The sequence below is a fragment of the Pelagimonas varians genome, from assembly GCF_003208435.1.
Lineage (GTDB): Bacteria > Pseudomonadota > Alphaproteobacteria > Rhodobacterales > Rhodobacteraceae > Pelagimonas > Pelagimonas varians.
Genome location: NZ_QKMF01000015.1, coordinates 74,654 through 97,754, shown reverse-complemented (window position 1 = coordinate 97,754; position 23,101 = coordinate 74,654). Strand labels below are relative to the sequence as shown.

Annotated in this window: 19 protein-coding genes; 10 read left to right on the top strand and 9 right to left on the bottom strand. The window is 55.0% G+C overall.

From position 1 onward, the window contains the following. Positions 1-38: 38 nt before the first annotated feature. From uvrA to C8N36_RS17820, 6 genes are all read right to left on the bottom strand, one after another. Complete coding sequence (uvrA, locus tag C8N36_RS17845; RefSeq protein ID WP_097806124.1) at positions 39-2,897, bottom strand: excinuclease ABC subunit UvrA; 2,859 nt, start codon at positions 2,895-2,897, stop codon at positions 39-41. Between the two features lie 208 nt (positions 2,898-3,105). Further along, entirely contained in the window at positions 3,106-4,194 is a 1,089-nt protein-coding gene (locus C8N36_RS17840; protein WP_097806125.1) for an ABC transporter ATP-binding protein, read from the bottom strand. A 12-nt stretch (positions 4,195-4,206) separates the two neighbouring features. Further along, complete coding sequence (locus tag C8N36_RS17835; protein WP_097806126.1) at positions 4,207-5,862, bottom strand: alpha-glucosidase; 1,656 nt, start codon at positions 5,860-5,862, stop codon at positions 4,207-4,209. A 21-nt stretch (positions 5,863-5,883) separates the two neighbouring features. After that, complete coding sequence (locus C8N36_RS17830; RefSeq protein WP_097806127.1) at positions 5,884-7,029, bottom strand: carbohydrate ABC transporter permease; 1,146 nt, start codon at positions 7,027-7,029, stop codon at positions 5,884-5,886. Continuing rightward, positions 7,029-8,030 carry a carbohydrate ABC transporter permease gene (locus C8N36_RS17825; protein ID WP_097806128.1) on the bottom strand — a complete coding sequence of 334 codons (1,002 nt, stop codon included), beginning with the start codon at positions 8,028-8,030 and terminating at the stop codon, positions 7,029-7,031. Before C8N36_RS17825 ends, C8N36_RS17830 begins: the two co-directional genes overlap by 1 nt. 151 nt (positions 8,031-8,181) lie before the next feature. Then, positions 8,182-9,447, bottom strand: a complete 1,266-nt coding sequence (locus C8N36_RS17820) for an ABC transporter substrate-binding protein (protein WP_211318252.1) — start codon at positions 9,445-9,447, stop codon at positions 8,182-8,184. A gap of 264 nt (positions 9,448-9,711) precedes the next feature. On the opposite strand from C8N36_RS17820, the gene C8N36_RS17815 reads away from it, so the two are divergent. The 7 genes from C8N36_RS17815 (at position 9,712) to C8N36_RS17785 (ending at position 18,527) form a co-directional block, all read left to right on the top strand. Further along, complete coding sequence (locus C8N36_RS17815) at positions 9,712-10,749, top strand: LacI family DNA-binding transcriptional regulator (protein WP_097806130.1); 1,038 nt, start codon at positions 9,712-9,714, stop codon at positions 10,747-10,749. A 14-nt stretch (positions 10,750-10,763) separates the two neighbouring features. Then, positions 10,764-12,089: a GH1 family beta-glucosidase gene (locus C8N36_RS17810; protein ID WP_097806131.1), complete on the top strand. Its 1,326-nt coding sequence runs from the start codon at positions 10,764-10,766 to the stop codon at positions 12,087-12,089. Continuing rightward, positions 12,086-13,057, top strand: coding sequence for a glucokinase (locus C8N36_RS17805; RefSeq protein WP_097806132.1), 972 nt, complete (start codon positions 12,086-12,088; stop codon positions 13,055-13,057). The genes C8N36_RS17810 and C8N36_RS17805 overlap by 4 nt, the downstream gene beginning before the upstream one ends. A 79-nt stretch (positions 13,058-13,136) precedes the next feature. Next, the gene (locus tag C8N36_RS17800; RefSeq protein WP_097806133.1) at positions 13,137-14,762 is read left to right on the top strand and encodes an alpha-D-glucose phosphate-specific phosphoglucomutase; all 1,626 of its coding nucleotides are present in this window, start codon (positions 13,137-13,139) and stop codon (positions 14,760-14,762) included. Further along, on the top strand, positions 14,763-15,626 hold the full coding sequence (locus C8N36_RS17795; protein WP_097806134.1) for a DMT family transporter: 864 nt from the start codon (positions 14,763-14,765) through the stop codon (positions 15,624-15,626). 128 nt (positions 15,627-15,754) lie between these two features. Further along, the gene (eno, locus tag C8N36_RS17790) at positions 15,755-17,029 is read left to right on the top strand and encodes a phosphopyruvate hydratase (RefSeq protein ID WP_097806135.1); all 1,275 of its coding nucleotides are present in this window, start codon (positions 15,755-15,757) and stop codon (positions 17,027-17,029) included. A gap of 214 nt (positions 17,030-17,243) precedes the next feature. Next, a complete protein-coding gene (locus tag C8N36_RS17785) occupies positions 17,244-18,527 on the top strand; it encodes a sensor histidine kinase (RefSeq protein ID WP_170125913.1) in 1,284 nt (427 codons plus the stop codon). On the opposite strand, the gene ccmE is transcribed toward C8N36_RS17785, so the two are convergent. Next, a complete protein-coding gene (ccmE, locus tag C8N36_RS17780) occupies positions 18,524-18,973 on the bottom strand; it encodes a cytochrome c maturation protein CcmE (protein ID WP_097806137.1) in 450 nt (149 codons plus the stop codon). The genes C8N36_RS17785 and ccmE overlap by 4 nt on opposite strands. Positions 18,974-19,185: 212 nt before the next feature. Next, a complete protein-coding gene (gene argC, locus C8N36_RS17775) occupies positions 19,186-20,214 on the bottom strand; it encodes an N-acetyl-gamma-glutamyl-phosphate reductase (protein WP_097806138.1) in 1,029 nt (342 codons plus the stop codon). 275 nt (positions 20,215-20,489) lie between these two features. On the opposite strand from argC, the gene C8N36_RS17770 reads away from it, so the two are divergent. The 3 genes from C8N36_RS17770 (at position 20,490) to C8N36_RS17760 (ending at position 22,199) form a co-directional block, all read left to right on the top strand. Beyond that, the gene (locus C8N36_RS17770; RefSeq protein ID WP_097806139.1) at positions 20,490-21,080 is read left to right on the top strand and encodes a TetR/AcrR family transcriptional regulator; all 591 of its coding nucleotides are present in this window, start codon (positions 20,490-20,492) and stop codon (positions 21,078-21,080) included. 111 nt (positions 21,081-21,191) lie between these two features. Further along, positions 21,192-21,869, top strand: a complete 678-nt coding sequence (locus tag C8N36_RS17765) for a PspA/IM30 family protein (protein WP_097806140.1) — start codon at positions 21,192-21,194, stop codon at positions 21,867-21,869. A 54-nt stretch (positions 21,870-21,923) separates the two neighbouring features. Further along, positions 21,924-22,199 (top strand): YiaA/YiaB family inner membrane protein, encoded by a 276-nt coding sequence (locus C8N36_RS17760; protein ID WP_097806141.1) that lies wholly within the window; start codon positions 21,924-21,926, stop codon positions 22,197-22,199. A gap of 65 nt (positions 22,200-22,264) precedes the next feature. Here the strand turns inward: C8N36_RS17760 and murI are convergent, their stop codons facing one another. Then, positions 22,265-23,077, bottom strand: coding sequence for a glutamate racemase (gene murI, locus C8N36_RS17755; protein WP_097806142.1), 813 nt, complete (start codon positions 23,075-23,077; stop codon positions 22,265-22,267). Between the last annotated feature and the right edge of the window lie 24 nt (positions 23,078-23,101).

The following is a 23,101-nucleotide window of genomic DNA, read 5'->3' as shown; positions in this document are numbered from 1 at the left end:
TTTCGCACCGCATCGCCATCCGACTTGCCGAGGTATGCCTATTCGGCAGCTTCGCGCACCAGCCCCAGCATCGGTGCGAGATAGTGGCCAGTATGTGAACGCGGCTCCTTGGAGACCTTTTCGGGCGTGCCGACCGCAACAATTTCGCCGCCGCCATCACCGCCTTCGGGACCAATATCAATCACCCAATCTGCCGTTTTGACCACATCCAGATTGTGTTCGATGACCACAACGGTGTTGCCCTGATCGACCAACTCATGCAGCACTTCCAACAGCTTACGCACATCTTCGAAATGCAACCCGGTGGTCGGCTCATCAAGAATATACAAAGTGCGCCCGGTAGACCGCTTTGCCAATTCCTTGGACAATTTAACGCGCTGTGCTTCGCCGCCTGACAGGGTCGTCGCCTGCTGGCCCACCTTAATATAGCCAAGCCCCACACGGGCCAGCGCATCCATCTTGTCGCGGATCGTCGGCACTGCTTGGAAAAAGCCCTGCGCGTCTTCGACAGTCATGTCCAAAACATCTGCAATGCTCTTGCCTTTAAACTTAATCTCAAGAGTTTCGCGGTTGTATCTGGCCCCATGACACGTCTCACACGTCACATAAACATCGGGAAGAAAATGCATTTCAATCTTGATAACGCCGTCCCCTTGGCAGGCCTCGCACCTGCCCCCCTTGACGTTGAAGCTGAAGCGCCCTGGTTTATAGCCGCGCGCCTTGGACTCAGGAAGACCGGCGAACCAATCGCGGATTGGCGTGAAAGCGCCAGTATAGGTCGCAGGGTTTGATCGCGGTGTCCGCCCAATCGCGCGCTGGTCAATGTCAATCACCTTGTCGAGGTGCTCTAAACCCTTGATTGTTTCGCAGGGGGCTGGTGTTTGCCGCGCTCCATTCAGCGCCATCGACGCGGTTTTGAACAGCGTTTCAATCGTTAGCGTGGATTTTCCGCCGCCCGACACTCCGGTCACGCAAACAAATTTTCCGAGCGGGAATTCAGCCGTGACATTTTGAAGGTTGTTCCCAGTGGCCTTGACGACCTTGATCTTTTTGCCGTTGCCTTTCCGCCGCTTGGACGGCACCGAAATTTCACGCGTACCGGACAGATATTGCCCGGTTAGGCTGGCCGGATCATTGGTCACTTCTTCAGGTGTGCCCTTTGACACAACCTGTCCGCCATGCACCCCTGCCCCCGGACCGATGTCAAAGACATAATCCGCCTCGCGGATCGCCTCTTCGTCGTGTTCGACCACAATCACTGTGTTACCTTGGTCCCGCAGGTTTTTCAGCGTTTCGAGCAGCCGCGAATTGTCCCTTTGGTGAAGGCCGATTGAGGGTTCATCCAAGACATACAAAACACCTGTAAGGCCGGAACCGATTTGACTGGCCAAACGAATGCGCTGGCTCTCGCCCCCCGACAAGGTGCCGGAATTGCGCGACAGCGTCAGATACTCCAACCCGACATTGTTCAAAAACCCCAACCGTTCGCGGATTTCCTTTAGAATTGCACGGGCGATTTCGTTCTTTTGAGGCGTCAGCGCATCCGGCACCATCTTGCACCAATCAAAGGCTTCTTTGATCGACATTTCCACCACTTTGCCTACATGTAGACCGGCGATTTTCACAGCCAGGGCTTCGGGACGCAGACGGAATCCACCACATGAGCCACAAGGCCGGTTGTTCTGATACCGTTCGAATTCTTCGCGAATCCAATTGCTGTCTGTCTCGCGGTAGCGGCGCTCCATATTGGGGATAACGCCTTCAAAGATACGCTTCACCTCGTAAACGCGGCCGCCTTCGTCATAGCGAAATTGAATTTCTTCCTCGCCAGAACCGTATAAAAACACCTGTTGCACATGGGCTGGAACATCCTTCCAGCGGGCATTTTTGTCGAACTCATAGTGCTTGGCGATGGCTTCAATCGTTTGAAGGAAATAGGGCGACTTCCCTTTACGCCAAGGGGCCAATGCCCCGTCATAGATTTTCAGCGTTTGGTCAGGCACCACCAGACGTTCGTCAAAGAACAGCTCTTTGCCTAGCCCGTCACATTCCGGGCAGGCCCCAAAGGGCGCGTTAAAGGAAAACAAACGCGGCTCGATCTCGGGAATGGTGAACCCGCTTTCGGGACAGGCAAAATTCTCTGAGAAAACAATGCGGTCGGGATCACCTTCTTTGGGGGCCGTCTCCAGAATGGCGATGCCTTCGGCCAGATCCAAAGCCGTGCGAAAACTATCCGCGAGCCGGGTTTCCATTCCTTCACGAACCACAACGCGATCGACCACAACATCAATGTTATGGCGGAACTTCTTGTCCAGCGTTGGCGGCTCATCCAGCTCATAAAATTCGCCGTCGACTTTCACACGTTGAAAGCCGGATTTACGCAGTTCCAAAAACTCTTTGCGGTATTCGCCTTTGCGGTCGCGCACAATCGGGGCCAAAAGATAGGCGCGCGTGCCTTCTTCCATCGTCATGACACGGTCGATCATGTCCTGAACTTGCTGCGCCTCAATCGGCAGGCCGGTTGCAGGGCTGAATGGGGTGCCAACACGGGCAAACAGCAGGCGCATGTAATCGTAGATTTCGGTGACCGTGCCCACGGTCGAGCGCGGATTCTTCGACGTTGTCTTTTGTTCAATCGAAATAGCTGGCGACAGACCAGAGATGTGGTCAACGTCAGGTTTTTCCATCATATCAAGGAATTGGCGGGCATAGGCGCTTAGACTTTCGACATAGCGCCGCTGACCTTCCGCATAGATCGTGTCAAAGGCGAGGCTCGACTTGCCCGAACCCGACAGCCCGGTGATCACCACCAGCTGATCGCGCGGAATATCCACATCAATCGACTTGAGGTTATGTTCCCGTGCGCCCCGCACTTCGATCTGCTTAAGCTCTGGCATCTTGCCCCCCGTTTACGCGTGCTTAACAGATAGGGGAAAGCCTGCAATTCGCCAATGGATATTTTAGTACGAAAGGGGAACGTGAGCACGCCACCGCCAAAAACTGACAGTAAGATTTCACATTGACTGCGCAGGTGGCAGGGATGCACTGCACAGTCGGGCGCAGGCGTCAGGTCTGGCGGGCAAGTAAGCCCGCCAGATCCCGAGATTAGCGATACAACAGCGATGTGCCAGCCGCGAACAAATGCACTTTGTCCGGCGTGGTGGTCAGCGCGACTTCGCGGCCGCGCATCTCCAAGTGGATACCGGGCAGCTTGGCGATGACGGAATGTTCCCCTTCGGGTGAGCCGAAATACAACAAGGTGACTTCACCCAGAGCCTCTGTGATGCTCACTTTACCGGTAAAGATCATCTGGTCTTCTGCCATGACGAAATCTTCGGGCCGCACGCCAACATTCACCTTTAACCCCATGTCCGCATCTGTTGTCGGGTAATCGGATAGGGTTTCGCCGCCGCCCTCAAGTTTAACCCGCGTTTGGGTGCCGGTTCCAACCACTTCGCCGGGGATCAGGTTCATGGCAGGTGAGCCAATGAACTGCGCCACAAACTCCGAATTTGGACGTTCATACAGCTCAAGCGGCGATCCGACCTGCGCAATGCCTTTGTTTGCCAGTACAACGATCCGCGTCGCCAAAGTCATGGCTTCAACCTGATCATGGGTCACATAAATCATCGTGCGGTCGGGCATCTGTTCCTTGAGCTGCGCAATCTCAATCCGGGTCGCCACGCGCAGCGCAGCGTCCAGATTCGACAGCGGTTCATCGAACAAATACACCTTGGGGTCGCGCACAATCGACCGGCCAATCGCTACCCTTTGCCGCTGACCACCGGACAAAGCTTTGGGCAAGCGATCAAGGTATTCATCCAGCTGCAACATCTTGGCGGCGCTGTTTACAGCTTTGTCAATTTCGGGTTTGGATTTACCGGCCAGCTTCAAAGCAAAGCTCATGTTTTCGCGCACTGTCATATGCGGATAGAGCGCATAGCTTTGAAACACCATTGCGATTCCGCGCTGCGCGGGTGGCACATCGTTGACCAGCATGCCGCCGATTTCCAATTCACCTGCGGTGATCTTTTCAAGACCCGCAATCATCCGCAACAAGGTTGATTTCCCGCAGCCCGACGGGCCAACAAAAACGATCAACTCGCCTTGTTTGATATCAAGGTTGATGTCCTTGAGCACTTCGACCGCGCCCGCATAGGTCTTGCCGACGCTCGTCAGCTTCAGATCAGTCATCGCCCTCTCCCTTTATGTCTTGATACGCCGCGCCAGCGCGACTTGCCATGGGCCCAGCTCATAGCTTCCTGATTGCGGAAGCGTGCAGCTCAACTCGTCGCCAATCGCCTCCCAATCGCCGCCGGGCAAAACAGCCGGTGCTGCGCCATTGCTCAGATTGAATGCACAGTAAATCACGTCATCCCCGTCTGTGCGTTGGAACTCCACGACATCGCCAAAGGCGCGTAAGCCGGTCAGTTCACCCTTTGCCAACGCCCGTTCTGCGTGGCGCAGGGCCACAGCGCGGCGGTAGTGATGCAATAGGGCACTTGGGTCTTGTTCTTGCGCGGTCACAGACTGGCTTAGGTGCTCGGGGGCAACGGGCAGCCAAGGCTTGGCGTCTGAAAACCCGCCAAAGCTGTTGGATTGCTCCCAAACCATCGGTGTGCGGCAGCCGTCGCGGCCTTTGAATTCCGGCCAGAATTCAATGCCATAGGGGTCTTGCAAGTCGTCAAAGCCAACCTCGGCCTCCTCTAGGCCAAGTTCTTCGCCTTGGTACAAACAGGCCGACCCGCGTAGACACATCAACAATGTGGCAAAAGCCCTTTGCGCGGCACCGTCCAAAGACCAACGCGACGCGTGGCGCACGACGTCATGGTTCGAAAAGGCCCAACAGGCCCAACCGTCAGGCGCGGCCTCATCCACCTTAGTCAGAACATCGACGACCCGCGCCGCTGACGGAGTATCGCCGGACAGGAATTCAAATGAGTAGCACATATGAACGCGGTTATCGCCAGCGGTGTATTCTCCCATAATCTCCAGGCCGCGCTGCGCATCACCAACTTCGCCGACGGCAGCTGCCGCGGGGTATTCATCCAGAAGGGCGCGAAACCGTTCAAGAAAGGCGATATTTTCGGGCTGATTTTTGGAATACAAATGCAGCTGGTGATTATACGGGTTCACACGCGGCGCGATGGAGTCGTCGCGATCCTCGGGGGCCAGTGCCGGATTGCTGCGCAGCTGTTTGTCGTGGATGTAGAAATTGATCGTATCCAGCCGGAAGCCATCAACGCCGCGATCCAGCCAGAACCGCACACTGTCCAACAAGGCATCTTGCACATCGGCGCAGTGGAAATTCAAATCCGGCTGCGATGTCAAGAAGTTATGCATGAAGTACTGTTCACGGCGTGTATCCCACTGCCACGCCGAACCGCCAAAGATCGATAGCCAGTTGTTTGGCGGCGTGCCATCGGGATTCGGGTCAGCCCAGACGTACCAGTCGGCCTTGGGATTGTCGCGGCTGGAACGGCTTTCTTTGAACCAATCGTGCTGATCGGAACTGTGCGACAGGACCTGATCTATCATAACCCGAAGACCCAGTTCATGGGCCCGTGCAATCAGCGTATCAAAGTCGTCCAGCGTCCCGAACATCGGATCGACATCGCAATAATCGCTGACGTCATAGCCAAAATCCTTCATCGGAGATTTAAAGAACGGCGATATCCAGATCGCATCCACCCCAAGCGATGCTATGTGTGGCAAGCGGCGCGTGATGCCGGGAAGATCGCCAATACCGTCACCAGTACTGTCTTGGTAACTGCGCGGGTAGATCTGGTAGATCACGGCACCGCGCCACCAGTCTTTGTCCGCGACCAACGGAGAGATGTTGATTTGAGAGTGCGTATTCATCGTCATTCCTAAGTTCTCGGCCTATTTAACCGAACCGGCCAGCAAGCCACGTACGAGATATTTTTGCATGGCGAAAAACACCGCCAACGGCACCGCAATCGATACAAAAGCCGCCGTGGCCAGAATTTCCCAATTGCCACCGCGTGTGCCCAACAATTCGACAATCTGCGCGGTCATCACCGTGGTTTGACCGGTGCTGTCGATCAAAAACACTTTGGCGACCAGCAAGTCATTCCACGTCCAAAGGAACTGGAAAATCGCGAAACTGGCGAGCGCTGGAAAGCTGAGCGGCAAGATAATTTTGGTAAAGATCTGAAACTCGGTCGCGCCATCGACACGGGCATTTTCAATAATGTCGCGCGGCAGACCGACCATATAGTTCCTGAGCAGATAGATGGCCAAGGGCAGCCCAAAGCCGGTATGCGCCATCCAAGTCCCCAAATACCCTTTGCCGATGCCGGTCGCCAAATGCAGTTTCAGCAGCGGGATCAGCGCCAGTTGCAGCGGCACAACCAGCAGGCCCACAACAAAGGCGATCAGCAATGCCCGTCCCGGAAAATCCATCCAAGCCAAGGCGTAAGCCGCAAATGCCGCCACAACAATCGGGATGATCGTCGCTGGTATAGTCACCGTAAGCGTGTTGAAGAACGCATTGGCCATGCCATCGATATTCTTGGGGTCCAACAGCATATTGGCGTAGTTTTCGGTGGTGAATTCGGGAGGGGCCGTCGCGGTCACAAAGATACGTGTCCCGCGCGAACCGGTAAATGGCTCCTCGTTCTCCATCCGGTACAGGCCATCGGCCGTCACAGTAACGCGGCCACCTTTTTTCAATTCGGCTGTTTGACCCGCTGTATAATCAGCAATGGCCCGCGACGAGATTCCCCATACTGAAATCTCGACGTCTTTTTCTTCGAACAGGTCGCCTTCGATCACGTAAAGCCCGTCAATCAAAGTCTGCGTATCCGGGGCCGCGCTGCGCAATGTCAGGTTTTGTTCCGATGGAAACAGGGAATTCCACCAACCGGATGTCGCAATCTGATCTGCCGTCCGAAACGACGACACAAACAACCCGACGGTGGGAAACAACCACAGTGCCACAAGGAAGGCGACCGAGATATGCACGGCCCATGTCAGCGTGCTTTTGGTTCCTGCAATGTTATCCATTACCGCATCTCCTTGCGTGCATTGCGCACGTTCCAAATCAAAATCGGCGTCACCAAAAGCATGATGATCATCGCCGAGGCCGATCCAACGCCCCAGTCCCGTGTCACAAACAATTGGTTAAACATGTAGTTGGCCAAGACCTGCGTTTCCCATTGGCCGTTGGTCATTGCAAAGACCAGATCGAACACCTTGAGAACCACAAGGGTAATCGTTGTCCAAACCACCATGATGGTCGATTTGATTTGTGGCACTTTGATTTTAAAGAAGATTTGCCATGGGTTGGCCCCATCGACAATCGCGGCTTCAATGGTTTCTTCTGGGATTCCGCGCAGGGCCGCGCTGAGGATCACCATAGCAAATCCCGTTTGGATCCAGATCAGGACCGCCATCAAGAAAAAGTTGTTCCAAATCGGGATTGTCAGCCACTGTTGCGGTGCACCGCCGGAAAACCAGACATAAATCGCGTTCAAGACGCCAATCTGTTCAGTGCCTTCGGGGCGCGCGTCATAGACCAGCTTCCAGATCACCGCTGCGCCGACAAAGGAAATCGCCATCGGCATAAAAATCAGGGATTTGGCCACATTGCCCCATTTGATCCTGTCGGTCAGTTGCGCCACCATAAGGCCAAACATCGTAGACATTGCGGGCACAAAGATCAGCCACAGCATGTTGTTGCGCATGGCTTCCCAAAACTTGCTTTCGCCAAACATCTGCCGGTAGTTGTCTAGCCCGACAAAGGCCCCGTCCGCATCGCGATCCGTCAGCGACAAACGCAATGTTTCAAACACCGGGTACGCCAAATAGATCGTCAGAGCCAAAAGCGCAGGCAACAAAAACAGCCAGGGCCGGATCATATTCGCACGGTTTATATTGCGACCAGCCTGCGGCCCCTTGGCCGGATACAGGACATTGTCCAAAACCCAGTTCGAGCTGAAGTAATAGGCCAAGCAGCCCCCTACCCCGATCACAATTGTTATAAGACCCAGAAATGCTGGATGCATCGTACCCTCCCTAACTGTCAGGATTCCCATGCGCCAAAGAGCGCGGGCAGAGGCCTTGCCCCAAAGGGGATCAAGACGGGTAGTGTGGAAAATCTGTCTAAAAAAGCCCCGATGGCAACTGCGCCACCGGGGCCTCCCGTGAGTGGGTGGCTTACTTCAAAGCGTCCCAGCTGGACTGGATCTCGGCGGCAACTTCGCCGGCGTCTTTGCCGCCTGCGTAGTCAACCATGCCGGTCCAGAATGAACCCGCGCCAACACCGCCGGGCATCAGGTCAGAGCCGTCAAACCGGAAAGTTGTGGCGCCCAAAAGGACTTCGTTCATTTTCTGCAAGGTCGGATCACCAAAGGCTTCCGGATTCACACCTTTGTGCGGAGTCAGGAACCCTTTGAGAGCCATCCAAGTTTCGTGGGCTTCTGCGGTTTGCAGGAACTCTACGAATTTATGCGCTTCGGGGCTGTCGTTGGTGATGGCCCAAAGAGTACCCGCACCAAGTACCGGATTGCCAAGCTCCTTGCCCGCGTAAGATGGGAAGTAGAAGAAATCTGCATCTTCGCCAACCACGGTGCCTTCAGGGAAAAAGGCCGGAATGAAGGATGCCTGCCGGTGCATGTAGCACTGCGGAGGCGAGGCAAACATGCCTTTGGGGCTGTCGCGGAAGTCTGTTGATGCCACGGCACCGGCACCGCCAGCGACATAATCGTCATTGCGGGCAAATGCGCCGAATTCTTCGATCGCGCCAACGATACGTTCGTCGGTGAAGGGGATCTCGTTGCTGACCCAACCGTCATAGACGTCGGGGGTCTGGGTGCGGAGCAGAAGGTCTTCGACCCAGTCGGTTGCCGGCCAGCCGGTTGCGCCGCCTGATCCCAGACCGATACACCAAGGTGTGCCTCCATCCGCGACGATTTGATCGCTCAACGCCTTCAGGTCTTCCATCGAAGTTGGCACTTCGTAGCCTGCGTCTTCGAAGTTTTCAGGCACAAACCAAACCAGAGACTTCAGATCAACTTTGTAGAAGAACCCGTACAGGTTGTCCGCGCCATCTTTGCCCGCATAGGTGCCCAGATCGACCCAGCTTTGACCAGCTGCGTAGTTTTCCTTGATCCAATCGCCAGTGCCATCGGCTAGCGGTGTCAAGAAGCCGCGCGATGCCATGTCCGACGCCAGACCCGGCTGCGGGAACACGGCGATGTTGGGCGCAGAGCCGGATTCCGCATCGATGATGATCTGCTGCTCAAAGCTGTCAGAACCGACATAGCTGACATCAATGCCAGAGGACGCCCGGAATACATCCAGAACCTTTTGAACGTTTTCCTCATCGGCACCCAACCAGGGGCCAGAGATTGTCAGCTGCTCGGCCCCTGCCGAACCAGCAATAAGCGCAGCCGCAGCCGCGCCAAGGTAAAATGATTTCATCATGGACGATCCTCCCATTTGATCACGCCGCGACGGGCGCGTGTCCTTACTCGGGCGCTTTGGCCGTCAAAGTTGTGTTTTGACATTTTCCTCAAAGCGCTTTGAATGGCTTCAAATGATCCGAGTCGCAGCGACCTGTCAAGCATCAAAGCCATATTTTGTTGGATTTTACCACTTGGTCAACAGTGCTTCCCCATTTTAAAGATAGGTGCAAGATGCATCAGAGCCTTGACAAATCCGAAGCGCTTTGACCCTTAATGGGGCATGAACCTTAAAACGCTATCAGAACACCTCAAACTGTCCCAAACCACGGTGAGCCGTGCGCTCAACGGCTATCCGGAGGTGAGTGAAAAGACACGCATGAGGGTGCAACAAGCCGCTCAAGAGCTGAATTACAGCCCAAATGCGCGCGCCAAGGGACTTGCCACAGGGCGGGCTCAAACCATCGGGCACGTGATTCCCGTTTCGACCCAACATGAAATGGTGAATCCGGTTTTTGGGGATTTTATCGCCGGTGCAGGATCCGCCTATGCCGCTGCGGGCTTTGAGATGATGATCAGTCTGGTGGATGACAAAAGCCAAGAGAAACTCTATCGGGACATCTGCGCGCGCCGCAATGTCGACGGCATTATTGTTCACGGTCCAACAATGGACGACCCGCGGATCGCCTTGCTGAGCGAGCTGAACATGCCCTTCGTTGTGCATGGTCGCGCTTCCAATATTGATCTCCCCTACTCCTGGCTCGATACGAACAATAGCCGCGCCTTCCAACGCGCGACCGAATTCCTGCTCGACCTTGGCCACACCCGTATCGCTCTCATGAACGGGCTCGAATTTATGGACTACGCCAACCGGCGCAGGCTCGCCTATGAAGGCGCGTTGACCGGCCGCGGCATCGCACTTGACGGCGATTTGATGTGCAGCAAGGAAATGACAGAAATCAAAGGGTTCCTCAGCGCCAGTGCTATGCTGAAACTAGAGAGCCCGCCCACTGCCTTTTTGACGTCATCAATGATCACGGCCATTGGCGTGCGCCGCGCAATCCATGATGCCGGCCTGACATTGGGCAAAGATGTGTCGGTAATCACCCATGACGACGATCTTGGCTATCTCAAGAACGGCCATGATGTCCCCATCTTCACCGCAACGCGGTCCTCTGTCCGCGAGGCGGGCATCCGCGCCGGGGAAATATTGCTTCGCCTGATCCGCGACCCCTCTGCCGGACCAATACACGAAATCATCGAAGCCGAACTGATCATCGGAGCCTCAACCGGCCCTGCACCTCGCCGCCAAAACGCTTAAAGTAGAGAATTACTATGAACTTTCAACGATCTGATTTTCCAGATGATTTCCTGTTTGGAGTTGCAACATCAAGCTATCAAATCGAGGGTCATGGTTTTGGCGGTGCCGGGTCAACGCACTGGGATGATTTTGCCGCAACGCCGGGCAATGTTGTGCGTGCGGAACATGGCGGTGTCGCCTGTGATCATTACCACCGATACGAAACTGATTTTGATCTGATCAGGGACGCCGGAATCGATTGCTATCGGTTTTCAACATCTTGGGCGCGCGTGATGCCGGATGGTAGAACTCCCAACCAAGAGGGTTTGGATTTCTACGACCGCCTGACCGACGCAATGCTGGAACGCGGCATTAAACCCTGCGCCACCTTGTACCATTGGGAGATGCCCTCGGCGTTGGCGGATTTGGGCGGATGGAGAAATCCGGACATCGCCAAATGGTTTGGTGAATATACAGAAACCATCATGGGCCGCATCGGCGACCGGATGTATTCTGCCGCCCCGATAAACGAGCCATGGTGCGTCGCATGGCTGAGCCATTTCATGGGCCATCACGCACCAGGCTTGCGCGACATCCGCGCCACAGCCCGCGCGATGCACCACGTTTTGCTGGCCCATGGCACTGCGATCCAAGCAATGCGCAGCCTTGGGATGGATAATCTCGGAGCGGTGTTTAACTTTGAATGGGCGACACCGGCAGATGACAGCCCCGAGGCGGCGGAAAAAGCCGCGCTCTACGACAGTATCTACAACCGATGGTACTTGGGAGGCGTGTTTAAAGGCGAATATCCGGCCAACGTTTTGGAGGGGCTAGAGCAACACCTGCCTAAGGGCTGGCAGAATGACTTTGACACGATCACCACACCGGTCGATTGGTGCGGATTGAACTACTACACCCGCAAATTGATCAAACCCGACAATTCGCCATGGCCCTCATTGGTCGAAGCCGAAGGCCCTTTGCCAAAAACCTTTATGGATTGGGAAATCTACCCAGAGGGGCTCTATAAATTTCTCACCCGCACCAAAAACGAATACACTGGCGATCTACCGCTTGTTGTCACCGAAAATGGCATGGCTGCTCCTGATGTTCTGAAAAACGGCGTTTGCGATGACCCTGATCGGATTGCGTTTATCAACGCGCATGTTGCCCAGCTAAAGCGCGCGCTTGCAGATGGGGTGCCGGTCAAAGGCTACTATTTGTGGTCACTTTTGGACAATTATGAGTGGGCACTTGGCTATGAAAAACGCTTTGGAATGGTCCATGTTGACTTTGAAAGCCTTGAGCGTACGCCCAAATCGTCGTACTACGCGCTAAAACATGCCTTGAGAGCGCTAACATGAAACAATTCAAAGCTGTTGTCGCCGACATTGGGGGCACCAATACCCGCGTTGCCTTAACCAGTGGCACGCATGTGCGGCATGATACCATCCGCCGGTTTCGCAACTGTGAGAACTCCGGAATCGAGCCGATTTTGAAGCAGTATCTGGCCGAGCTGCAAGAACAGCCCGAAGCGGTGTGCATCGATATGGCAGGGCCGGTCCATGAAGGGATTGGTACTTTGACCAACCTTGATTGGCGGATCGATTCAACCTCTGTCGCGGAAACGACGGGGGCTAAAACAGTTGCTCTTCTCAACGACATGCAAGCAATGGGTCATGCGCTTGCCCATATCGGGCCGGACAGTTTGCAGCAGCTCTTGCCCGGGTTACCTGCGTCGAACACAGAAATGGCCGTGCGCCTTGTTGTCAATGTCGGCACAGGTCTAAACATGGCACCGGTTTATCGCACCGGCGGACATACATCTGTTCCGCCCGCAGAGGCAGGCCATGTGTCCTTGCCCGCGCAAACCGCACAAGAATTACGGCTGCTTGAGTGGATCGCCGAAAGTCACGGCACCCCCAGCTTCGAAGAAGCCCTTTCCGGCCGCGGTTTGGAACACGTCTATGCCTTTCATTGCAAAGAAGACGGCGCAGGCGACCTTTTGGAGGCCGCGCAGATCATGCGTGCCTATGGCGAAGGGCAAGACCGCGCCATCCGCACATTACGAATGTTCACCCGATTTGCAGGGCGCTATGCCAGTGACTTGGCGATGATCACCCTGCCCTTTGGCGGCATCTATCTTGTCGGTGGCGTGATGAGCCATGTCGGCCCGCATTTGCTGGACCTTGGCTTCGCAGAGGCCTTTGCCGACAAAGGCCGGTTCAGCGAATTTATGGCGCAGTTCCCCGTACACTTGATGACAGACGACTATGCGCCACTGGCGGGTTGCGCAGGGCACCTGTCAGAAAAGATGGGCTTGGACGGCTAAACGCCTCTCAGGCTTGCAAAACCGCCATTTCCAAGCAATACCGGACGGGCTCTTCCTTTTGCCGTCCGAGGCCAGTTGCATGTCAGTCATCACCGTCAAAACTGCCCCTATAGCCAATCAAAAACCCGGCACGTCAGGCCTGCGTAAAAAGACGCGGGTGTTTCAGGAACCCGGATATCTGGAAAATTTCATTCAGGCGATCTGGACCGGGATCGGCGGCACAAAAGGCAAAACTTTTGTGCTGGGCGGAGATGGTCGTTTTTTCAACACCGAGGCCATCCAGATTGTCCTGCGCATGGCCGCAGCCAGCGGCGCAGCAAGGGTGATCGTTGGTCAAAACGGCTTGTTGTCAACTCCCGCGGCTTCTCACCTGATCCGGTTGCACGGGGCAGATGGTGGACTTGTTTTGTCAGCCAGCCACAATCCCGGCGGGCCAGACGGCGATTTCGGTGTCAAATACAACATCGCCAACGGCGGCCCTGCGCCAGAAGGCGTCACCGCTGCAATTCATGCTGCAACGGAAGAAATCAACGTCTACCGCATTCTGGAAACCTCTGACGTCGACCTGTCACTTTGTGGCATCGCGCAGCTTGGCCGCACTGAAATAGCAATCGTCGATCCGGTCGCAGACTATGCTGCGTTGATGGAGGGCATATTTGATTTCTCTGCAATTGCGGCCCTGTTTTCCAGTGGCTTTCGAATTCGGTTCGACGCCATGCATGCCATTACCGGCCCCTATGCCAAACTGATTTTGGAAAACCGGCTCGGGGCCTCCAAAGGCAGCGTTGTGAATGCCGTCCCCCTGCCCGACTTTGGCCAAGGGCATCCGGACCCGAACCCGATTTGGGCCAAAGCACTGGTCAACGAAATGATGCGCCCTGACGGCCCTGACTTCGGGGCCGCCAGCGATGGCGACGGTGATCGCAACATGATCATGGGCCGCGGTATCTATGTAACCCCGTCAGACAGTTTGGCCGCCATGGCCGCCAATGCGGCGCTGGTGCCGGCCTATGCAAATGGTTTGGCAGGCGTTGCCCGATCGATGCCGACCAGCCTTGCCCTAGATCGCGTTGCAGACAAACTGGGGATTGAATGCTATGAAACCCCGACCGGGTGGAAATACTTTGGTAATCTTTTGGATGCTGGCCGCGCCACCCTGTGCGGCGAAGAAAGCGCCGGGACCGGCAGCGATCATATCCGCGAAAAAGACGGGCTTTGGGCAGTTCTGTTTTGGCTGAACATATTGGCCGCGCGAAAATGTTCGGTTTCCGAGTTGATGACGGACCATTGGCAAACCTATGGCCGCAACTATTATTCTCGCCATGACTACGAGGGCATAGACAGCGGCATTGCCAATGATCTGATGCAGGGCCTACGCGAAAAGCTGTCCGCTTTGCCTGACAGCATTGTTGCCGGCTTGCGGATTATTGCGGCGGATGAATTTGCCTACGATGATCCGATTGACGGGTCCCATAGCGAAGGGCAAGGCATTCGCATCCACTTTCACGGCGGCGCGCGTTTGGTGTTTCGTCTATCGGGAACCGGAACAGTAGGTGCAACACTGCGGGTCTATCTGGAAACGGTGGATGCACAAAACATTCACAGAAATCCGCAAGATGCACTGATCCCGTTGATCCAAGCCGCAGACCAACTGGCGATGATCGCCGAACGAACGGGCCGTAAACGCCCGACTGTGATTACATAAATGAACGTTCGAGCAATCTCTATCATGGTGGCAGGCATGGCACTGTTGGCGTTTAGCGATGCCTTTATCAAAAAGTCTGGCCAAAGCGCGCCGATGGGCCAAATCATGTTTTTGTTGAGCACGGGCGGCACTTTGCTGTTCGTGTTCATGGCCAAATCACGCGGCCTGATCGTCTGGTCTCCCGACTTTTGGCATCCGATGGTTTTGCTGCGCAATGGATTTGAGATTATCGGCGCAATCGGGTTGATCGTCGGCCTTACCCATGTCCCGCTGTCGATTTTCGCAGCCATCATGCAGGTTGCCCCGTTGTTGACCGTTCTTGGGGCGGCTTTGTTTTTAGGCGAACCTGTGGGCTGGCGTCGCTGGGCCGCGATCTTGGTCGGCTTGACCGGAATGCTGATCGTTATCCGCCCCTTTGGCGCGTCGTTTTCAGGTTGGGAGCTTTTCGCCGTCATGGGCGTGTGCGGCCTCGCGGCGCGCGATCTGGTCACACGGCTTGCACCGTCACACCTGCCCGCGCTGACAATGTCTGCTTGGGGTTTCGGTGCAACCATTCCGGTCGGTTTGGTCGTTTACATGTTTGAAGACACCCCTCTGACATCCGAGCCCATCGTCTTGGCGCAAATCCTTGGCGTCATCCTGTTCACCTCCTTTGGGTATCTGGCGGTTACAGCAGCCATGCGTATGGCCCCCGTGTCTATCGTTGCACCGTTCCGCTACACGCGGCTTCTCTTTACAACCAGTCTCGGGATTTTGGTGTTTGGCGAACGTCCGGATACCGCGACTTGGGTCGGAGCGGGTTTGGTGCTGGCGGCCGGGATCTACAGCTTCTTGCGCGAACGCAGCTTGATGCAGGAAAAATAATACCTCCGTTAGCGCAACACGTTAGCGCAACCCGCACAAAAGCAAGCCTGTTAGCGATAACGATTCCGTTGCCTTTCCCGCCCAGCCTGTTATGAGACAAGCAAATTTCAAGGCCTAAGGGACACCCCATGAGCACTATCATTGATATCCACGCCCGCGAGATCCTAGACAGCCGCGGCAACCCAACTGTCGAAGTAGACGTGACACTGGAAGACGGCTCCATGGGCCGCGCAGCTGTTCCATCGGGCGCATCAACAGGTGCCTATGAGGCGGTCGAGCGCCGCGATGGCGACAAATCCCGTTACATGGGCAAAGGCGTTCTGGAAGCCGTTGCCGCCGTAAACGGTGAAATCGCCGAAGCGATCCTTGGCTTCGACGCCACCGAACAAGTCGCTATCGACATGACGATGAACGAATTGGACGGCACTGAAAACAAAGGCCGCTTGGGTGCCAATGCGATCCTTGGCGTTTCGATGGCGGCTGCAAAGGCTGCTGCGGAATTCACCGGCCAGCCTTTGTACCGCTACATTGGCGGCACCTCTGCCCGCATCCTGCCCGTTCCGATGATGAATATCATCAACGGCGGCGAGCACGCTGACAACCCGATCGACATTCAGGAATTCATGATCATGCCGGTCGCCGCGGAAAACATCCGTGACGCGGTTCGCATGGGCTCCGAAGTGTTCCATACACTGAAAAAAGAACTGTCAAATGCTGGTCTGGCGACCGGAGTTGGTGACGAAGGCGGCTTTGCCCCCAACATTGCCTCTACCCGCGAAGCGTTGGATTTCATCCTCAAAGCAATCGAAAAAGCCGGTTACAAACCCGGTGACGACATGCATCTTGCTTTGGATTGCGCCGCCACTGAGTACTACAAAGACGGCAAATACGTCCTGTCCGGCGAAGGCAAAACCCTGAGCAGCGAAGAAAACGCAGCCTATCTGGCCGCTCTGGTCAATGACTATCCGATTATCTCGATCGAAGATGGCATGTCCGAAGATGACTGGGACGGCTGGAAAGCCCTGACTGACGTTCTTGGCGACAAGATCCAACTGGTAGGCGACGATCTGTTTGTAACCAACCCTGTGCGTCTGGCCGAAGGCATTGATCGCGGCTGCGCCAATTCGATGCTGGTAAAAGTGAACCAGATTGGCACGTTGACCGAGACACTCAAGGCCGTCGATATGGCCCATCGTGCCGGCTTTACCAACGTCATGTCGCACCGCTCAGGTGAAACCGAAGACGCTACAATCGCCGATCTGGCAGTCGCCACAAATTGCGGCCAGATCAAAACCGGTTCATTGGCACGGTCTGACAGATTGGCAAAATACAACCAGTTGATCCGCATCGAAGAAATGCTGGAAGAAACGGCTGAATATGCCGGTCGGTCAATCCTGAAATAATTGGGTCCGACATAAATCATCAAGACAAGGGCGGCCTATCAGGCCGCCTTTTTTGTGCCCTCCTTGCACAGCGTCAAATTGCCCAAATTTCACGCAGACCTTTACTTTTGCAAAAATTATGGATGAATTCGAATAATCGAATGGTAGACAGCCATTGTCTTTCTATAAGCCAGAGAACATCTCAAGCATGTCCAGCGACACTTCTGCTAGGTTAATGAAATTATATCGAGCGGATTTCGCGGACCGCACCGAAGTTTTGGTGCGGCTTGGATCAACCGGTTTTGTGTCGATGGTTCTGGTCTACGCCACTGACAACTGGTTGTTTATGGCTTGGGCCATGGCCTACTATGGACAACAATACCTGTATTTTCGCACGGTAGATCCCAGGCGGCGGGGCGGCGCACAGATCCGCCTGACCCAAGCCAAGATCATTTATTTCTTCGGGGCGGGGATCTTCGTATCCGCACCATTGTATTTCCTGCACCACCCCGACCCTGTCCTTTTCGCAGCCGCACTTTTGGCTTTGCTCGCAAATGCGCTTTATATCTTGCACCGTGAAAACCCGTCTCGGGACACTATCCCTATTGAAACTCTGTTTTTCGCCCTGTCCGGCGCGGTACTGGCAACCATTCTCTGGCCGCATCTAAGCAGTCTTGCCCATCAAGTGGTTGTTCTAAGCATGTGTGCGATCTGCATTTATCTGTTTTGGCGGGCACAGCATGTTGACGAACGACGCCAATTGGCACGTCGCACTGCCGAGCGGCGTTATGCACAGGCGCAAAAGGCCCGCGCATTGAACCAGTTTGTCGGTGGGGTTGCCCATGACTTCAACAACCAGCTAACGGCCATCATGGGTAATCTGGAATTGATTGACCTGCTTGACGACGCCGAAGAGCGACGCTCAGCCATGCAGCAATGCCGTGTCGCCGCAGAGCGCGCGGCCCAAACCGTCCATCAACTTGTGGCCTCTAGTGGCCGTACGCGTCTGAACGACGGCGTGATAGATGTTGCCCAATTGCTTGGCGACATCGCCCCTGTGCTAGAGGATTTGTTGGACCCAAAGGTAAAGCTGACGCTGGCCCCGATCAAAGGGCGGGTTTTACTGGTTGCGGACCGTGATATGCTAGAGACCAGCCTGATCCAAATTTGTCTGAACGCCCAAGACGCTATGAAAGCACATGGTCAGATCACCATCGGTGCAAGCAGCTATCCTGAGCGGGGTACAAACCGCAATCCTGGCGCTAAAGACGGACATCGGCTCGTCGGGATATACGTCCAAGATGCGGGTCCGGGAGTAGAGAGCGACACACTAAACAAGCTGTCAGAGCCTTTTTTCACCACAAAGGGTGTGCGGGCCGGAACCGGTTTGGGGCTCTCGGCTGTAGAAGGTTTTGCCAAACAATCCGGCGGCGCTCTCGAAATAGACAATGCCGCCGCAGGTGGCTTGTTGGTTACCATCCTCTTGCCGCAAGCCAAACCGGAAGAACTACAAAATTAGCTTTCAGGTTCTTGATACACGCCCTGCTCTTTGAGCGCGTCGACGACCTCTTTGGGCATGTAATTTTCATCGTGCTTCGCCAAAATCTCGGAGGCTTCGAACACGCCATCTACATAGCGGCCAGTACCGACCATCCCCTGATTTTCGGCAAACAGATCGGGCAATACGCCATCAAAAACCACCGGCACTGATGCGCCGCCATCTGTCACGCTAAAAGTGATTTTTTGACCTTGGCCACGGATCAAGGATCCGTCTTCGACCAACCCGCCGATCCTGAAGGTTTCATTGGGGGCTGGCGGTTCCTCGGATACCTGCGTCGGCGAGCGGAAGAGATTGATTCCATCTCGCATCGCGTATCCGATCAAGATAGTCGACACTGTCAGTGCAACCGCCGTCAGAGCAATCACCTGCACCCGGCGTTTTTTCTTCAAAGATTTCAAAGCCATTTTTCGTCTCGCTCTGCCAACAGTTCGTCCAGACTCTATATAGGTTTCGCAAACAGAAATTTGCAGTCCCCAATTGTCACACCCTAGGCCGCAGGGGCATTTCGTTTCCTTGACTTTGGGCAAATTGGCGGCGTCTGGACAGCGTTTATTCCGCCCAAATCGCCTGCTGTATCAAAAAGCCCCAAGCAAATGCCCGCCTCTGGCCTCATGCGCTACGGAAAACAAGGGGCCAGCGTTAAGCCTGCCGTCTCGGGGGCACCCAGCATAAGGTTGGCGTTTTGCAACGCTTGACCAGAGCTGCCCTTGGTCAGGTTATCCAGAGCTGCAACCACAATCACCCGGCCCGGCAATCGGTCTTGGACCACGCCGATATGGCAATAGTTCGAGCCGCGCACGTGATGTGTGGACGGTGTTTCGCCCTTTGGCAGCACTTCAACGAATGGCTCATCCTCATAGGCGGATTGCAAAGCCGCCAAGACCGCATCGCTATCACCCCGTACATAGGCGGTGGCCAGAATGCCGCGATTGAACGGTCCAAGATGCGGCGTGAACTGGATTTTCACGTCCCGTCCCGCTATGGCGCTGAACTCTTGATCAAACTCACCCAAATGGCGATGCGTACTACCAACGGCATAGGCGTTTGTGCCCTCGCTTAGTTCAGCATGCAAAAGGTTCTCTTTGAGCGAGCGTCCCGCGCCGGACACTCCGCATTGCAGATCAAGGATGATTTCATCCAAATCAATCACGCCAGCAGCAACCAAAGGCCGCAAAGCATACTGTCCCGTCGCCGCGTTGCAGCCTGTGCCTGCCACCAACCGCGCCTGAGAAATTTCGTCACGGTAGAACTCGGTCAAACCATAGACCGCTTCACTTTGCATTTCGACGGCAGAATGGGCGTTGCCATACCACTTTTCATATTCCGCCGGATCGCGCAGTCGGAAGTCTGCGGACAGATCAACGATCTTTACCGATTTTGGCAGCTTCGAGATCACCTCCTGGCTGGTCTTATGCGGCAAGGCGCAAAAACACAGATCAATCTGGGAATAGTCAATCTTTTCCCATGTCACCAAATCCGGCAAATCCAGATGGCGCAGATGCGGAAAGACATTGGCCAAGGGCTGACCCGCTTTGGAATTGGCAGCAAGCGCCTTGATCTCAAAGCTGGGATGCGTGGCCAAAAGCCGGATAAGTTCAGCGCCGGTATAACCGGACGCACCAATGATGGCGATGGAATGCGACATATTACGTCTCGTGCTGGTTGGGGGTGGCCCTAAGCGCGGGCCAGAAAACAAAGATCAATCCAAGGCTATGCAGCCTTGAGCGCCAAAATCATCGTCGCAAGAACGGGACGGCCTTATCGGGCATAAGTGATCTCCTTTCCCGCCGTATACCTGTGCCGCAGCTTCGTTTCAATAGGTTTGCGCAAGCGGCGCGATGAATGCAGCTTGGCCTTTTGTCACGCGCGTTTTCTTGCTAATTGATGAACGGCGTTCAACCAATAGCAAGGCCTCTATCCATGTCAGATGCAACCAAAGCCCGCAAAGCTGCCCTGCGCAAAAAGCTGATTGAATTGGCCGAGGCCCAGATTGCCGCAGAGGGCCTTTCGTCGCTGCGCGCGCGCGGCCTTGCCAAAGAGGCAGGATGTGCAGTTGGTGCCATCTACACGCATTTCACTGACCTTGACGCTTTGGTGCTAGAGGTGAACGGCCGGACGTTCCGCAGGCTTGGGTCAAGCGTCGCAGCCTCGGTCGCAGCCGCCGCCGATCAGCCGCCTCGCGACCGCCTGATTGCCATGTCCCATGCCTATCTGCATTTCGCTGCTGAGCATGCCTTTCTCTGGCGCGCCTTGTTTGATGTTGAAATGTCGGCGGATGGTCCGGTGCCTCAATGGTACTTGGATGCACTCGGCGGTTTGTTCTCTTATATTGCGGCGCCGCTGGCCGAATTGTTTCCCGACATGCCCGAACATGAACTTGATTTGTTAACACGCGCCCTCTTTTCATCTGTGCATGGAATTGTGTTGTTGGGATTGGAAAAACGGATCTCCGGTGTTCCCCTTGCTCAGATCGAACAAATGATTGCACAGGTTCTTTCCCGAGTTCAGTGACGCCACGTAAAATGAACATCGTTCATTTATAGATTGAACAACGTTCACACTCTCGTTATACCAATTTCATGAACATCGTTCACAGCGCTGAACGTTAAACAGGAGAGCGACATGTTTGGAACATTGAAAACGTTGATTGCCGGTGCTAATGCACGCGCCGAAGAAAACGTCCGCGACCACTACAGTATCGAACTGATTGATCAAAAGATCCGCGAAGCTGCGGCCAGCCTAAAAGCCGCCAAATATTCTCTGGCCAGCTTGATCCAGCGAGAGCGCGCCGAAAGCCGGCAAGCCGAAACGCTTGAAGGTAAGATCTCCGATTTGATGGCCCGTGCCAAAGAGGCAATGGACGGCGACCGCGCTGATCTTGCCACTCAGGCCGCCCAAGCGATCGCTGAGATGGAAAACGAACTCACCTTGCGCCGCAGCACGATCCAGCGCCTCGAAACCCGCATTTTGCAGCTACGTCAATCGGTTGAAACCGCCAACCGCCGCATTATCGATCTAAAACAAGGGGCCATTGCCGCCCGCGCCGCCAAGAAAGAGCAGCATATCCAAAAGCGTCTAAATGCGCATGTGTCCAAAGACACGTCGTTTGAAGAGGCCGAAGAGCTGATCGCCCGTGTTTTGCAAAAAGATGCCCCCTTTGAGCAAGGGCAGATCCTTAAGGAAATCGACGCCGGTTTAGACAAGTCGGATCTGGCCGACCGCATGGCCGATCAAGGGTTTGGCCCCAAGTCCAAAAGCACTGCCAATGATGTGCTCGCCCGCATCAAATCCATGCACTGACCCCTTCCCCCAACACAAATTTCAACCATAAAATTCAAAAGTCAGGACCAAAAAATGCATAATGAATCCAAAGAAAACGGCATGATCATGTTCATCAACTCAGCCGGTGTTGTGCTTGCTTATCTTCTGCTGGGTGTATCGCTTTGGCTGTCCGTAGACGTGCCGCTGGCCACCAAAGGGTACTGGGGAATGGGGATTGTTTTACTGACCATCAGCCTGATCAACGTGGTGAAGTACAAGTTTGACATGCGCATGAACGCCGACCGCATCAACCGCATCGAAGAAGCCCGCAATGAAAAGATGCTGGAAGACGCGCTGCGCGAAGACTAATCCAACAGATCGGACGCCAAATGAAAACGCCCACCCGTGCCGGTGGGCGTTTTCATGTTCGAAGATTAAGCCGCCTCAAATTTGATTTCGCGGCGCAAGAACTGCGTCGCATGAACCGACACTTTTTTCGGATCACCTGTTGTCAAAAACTTGGCCTCTTGCCCTGCCCCGATCATCGCGGGATGGCGCTTCAAATAGTCCGCCAAGGAATCCGCAACCAGATTTGCCTGTGAATAGACAGTTACATCGGGCCCAAGCGCGTCTTGGAACACCTCTTGCATCAGCGGATAATGGGTACAGCCCAAAATCGCTGCCTGCGGATCCGGCATTTTGCGCTTCAATGCTTCGACATGTGACCGGACCAAGGCCTCGGCCAAAATCATGTCACCGTCTTCAATTGCATCGACCAATCCACCACAGGCCTGCGCTTCTACATCAACGCCAATGGCGCGAAAGGCCAGTTCGCGCTGAAAGGCACGGCTGCGCACTGTGGCTGGCGTCGCAAACAGCGCAACATGTTCCACAGCCACTTCGCGCGGTGGGGAATTGTCACCCCACTGCCGTTCTGTCATCGCTTCGATCAGGGGAACAAAAACCCCCAACACACGTTTGTCTTTCGGAATCCAGCTTTCTTGCATCCGGCGCAGCGCGGCTGCCGATGCGGTGTTACAGGCCAAAATGACCAGATCACAGCCTTCGTCCCACAGCCGTTCCACGGCTGCGGTGGTGAGGTTGTAAACGTCATCAGCGTCGCGCACCCCATAAGGGGCATGGGAATTGTCGCCATAATAGACAAACGGCACCTCTGGCAGCGCTTTGGACACCGCATCCAGAACCGTTAAACCACCCAGTCCAGAATCAAAAATACCGACTGCCATTGCACTACCCTTTGCCTTTGATCC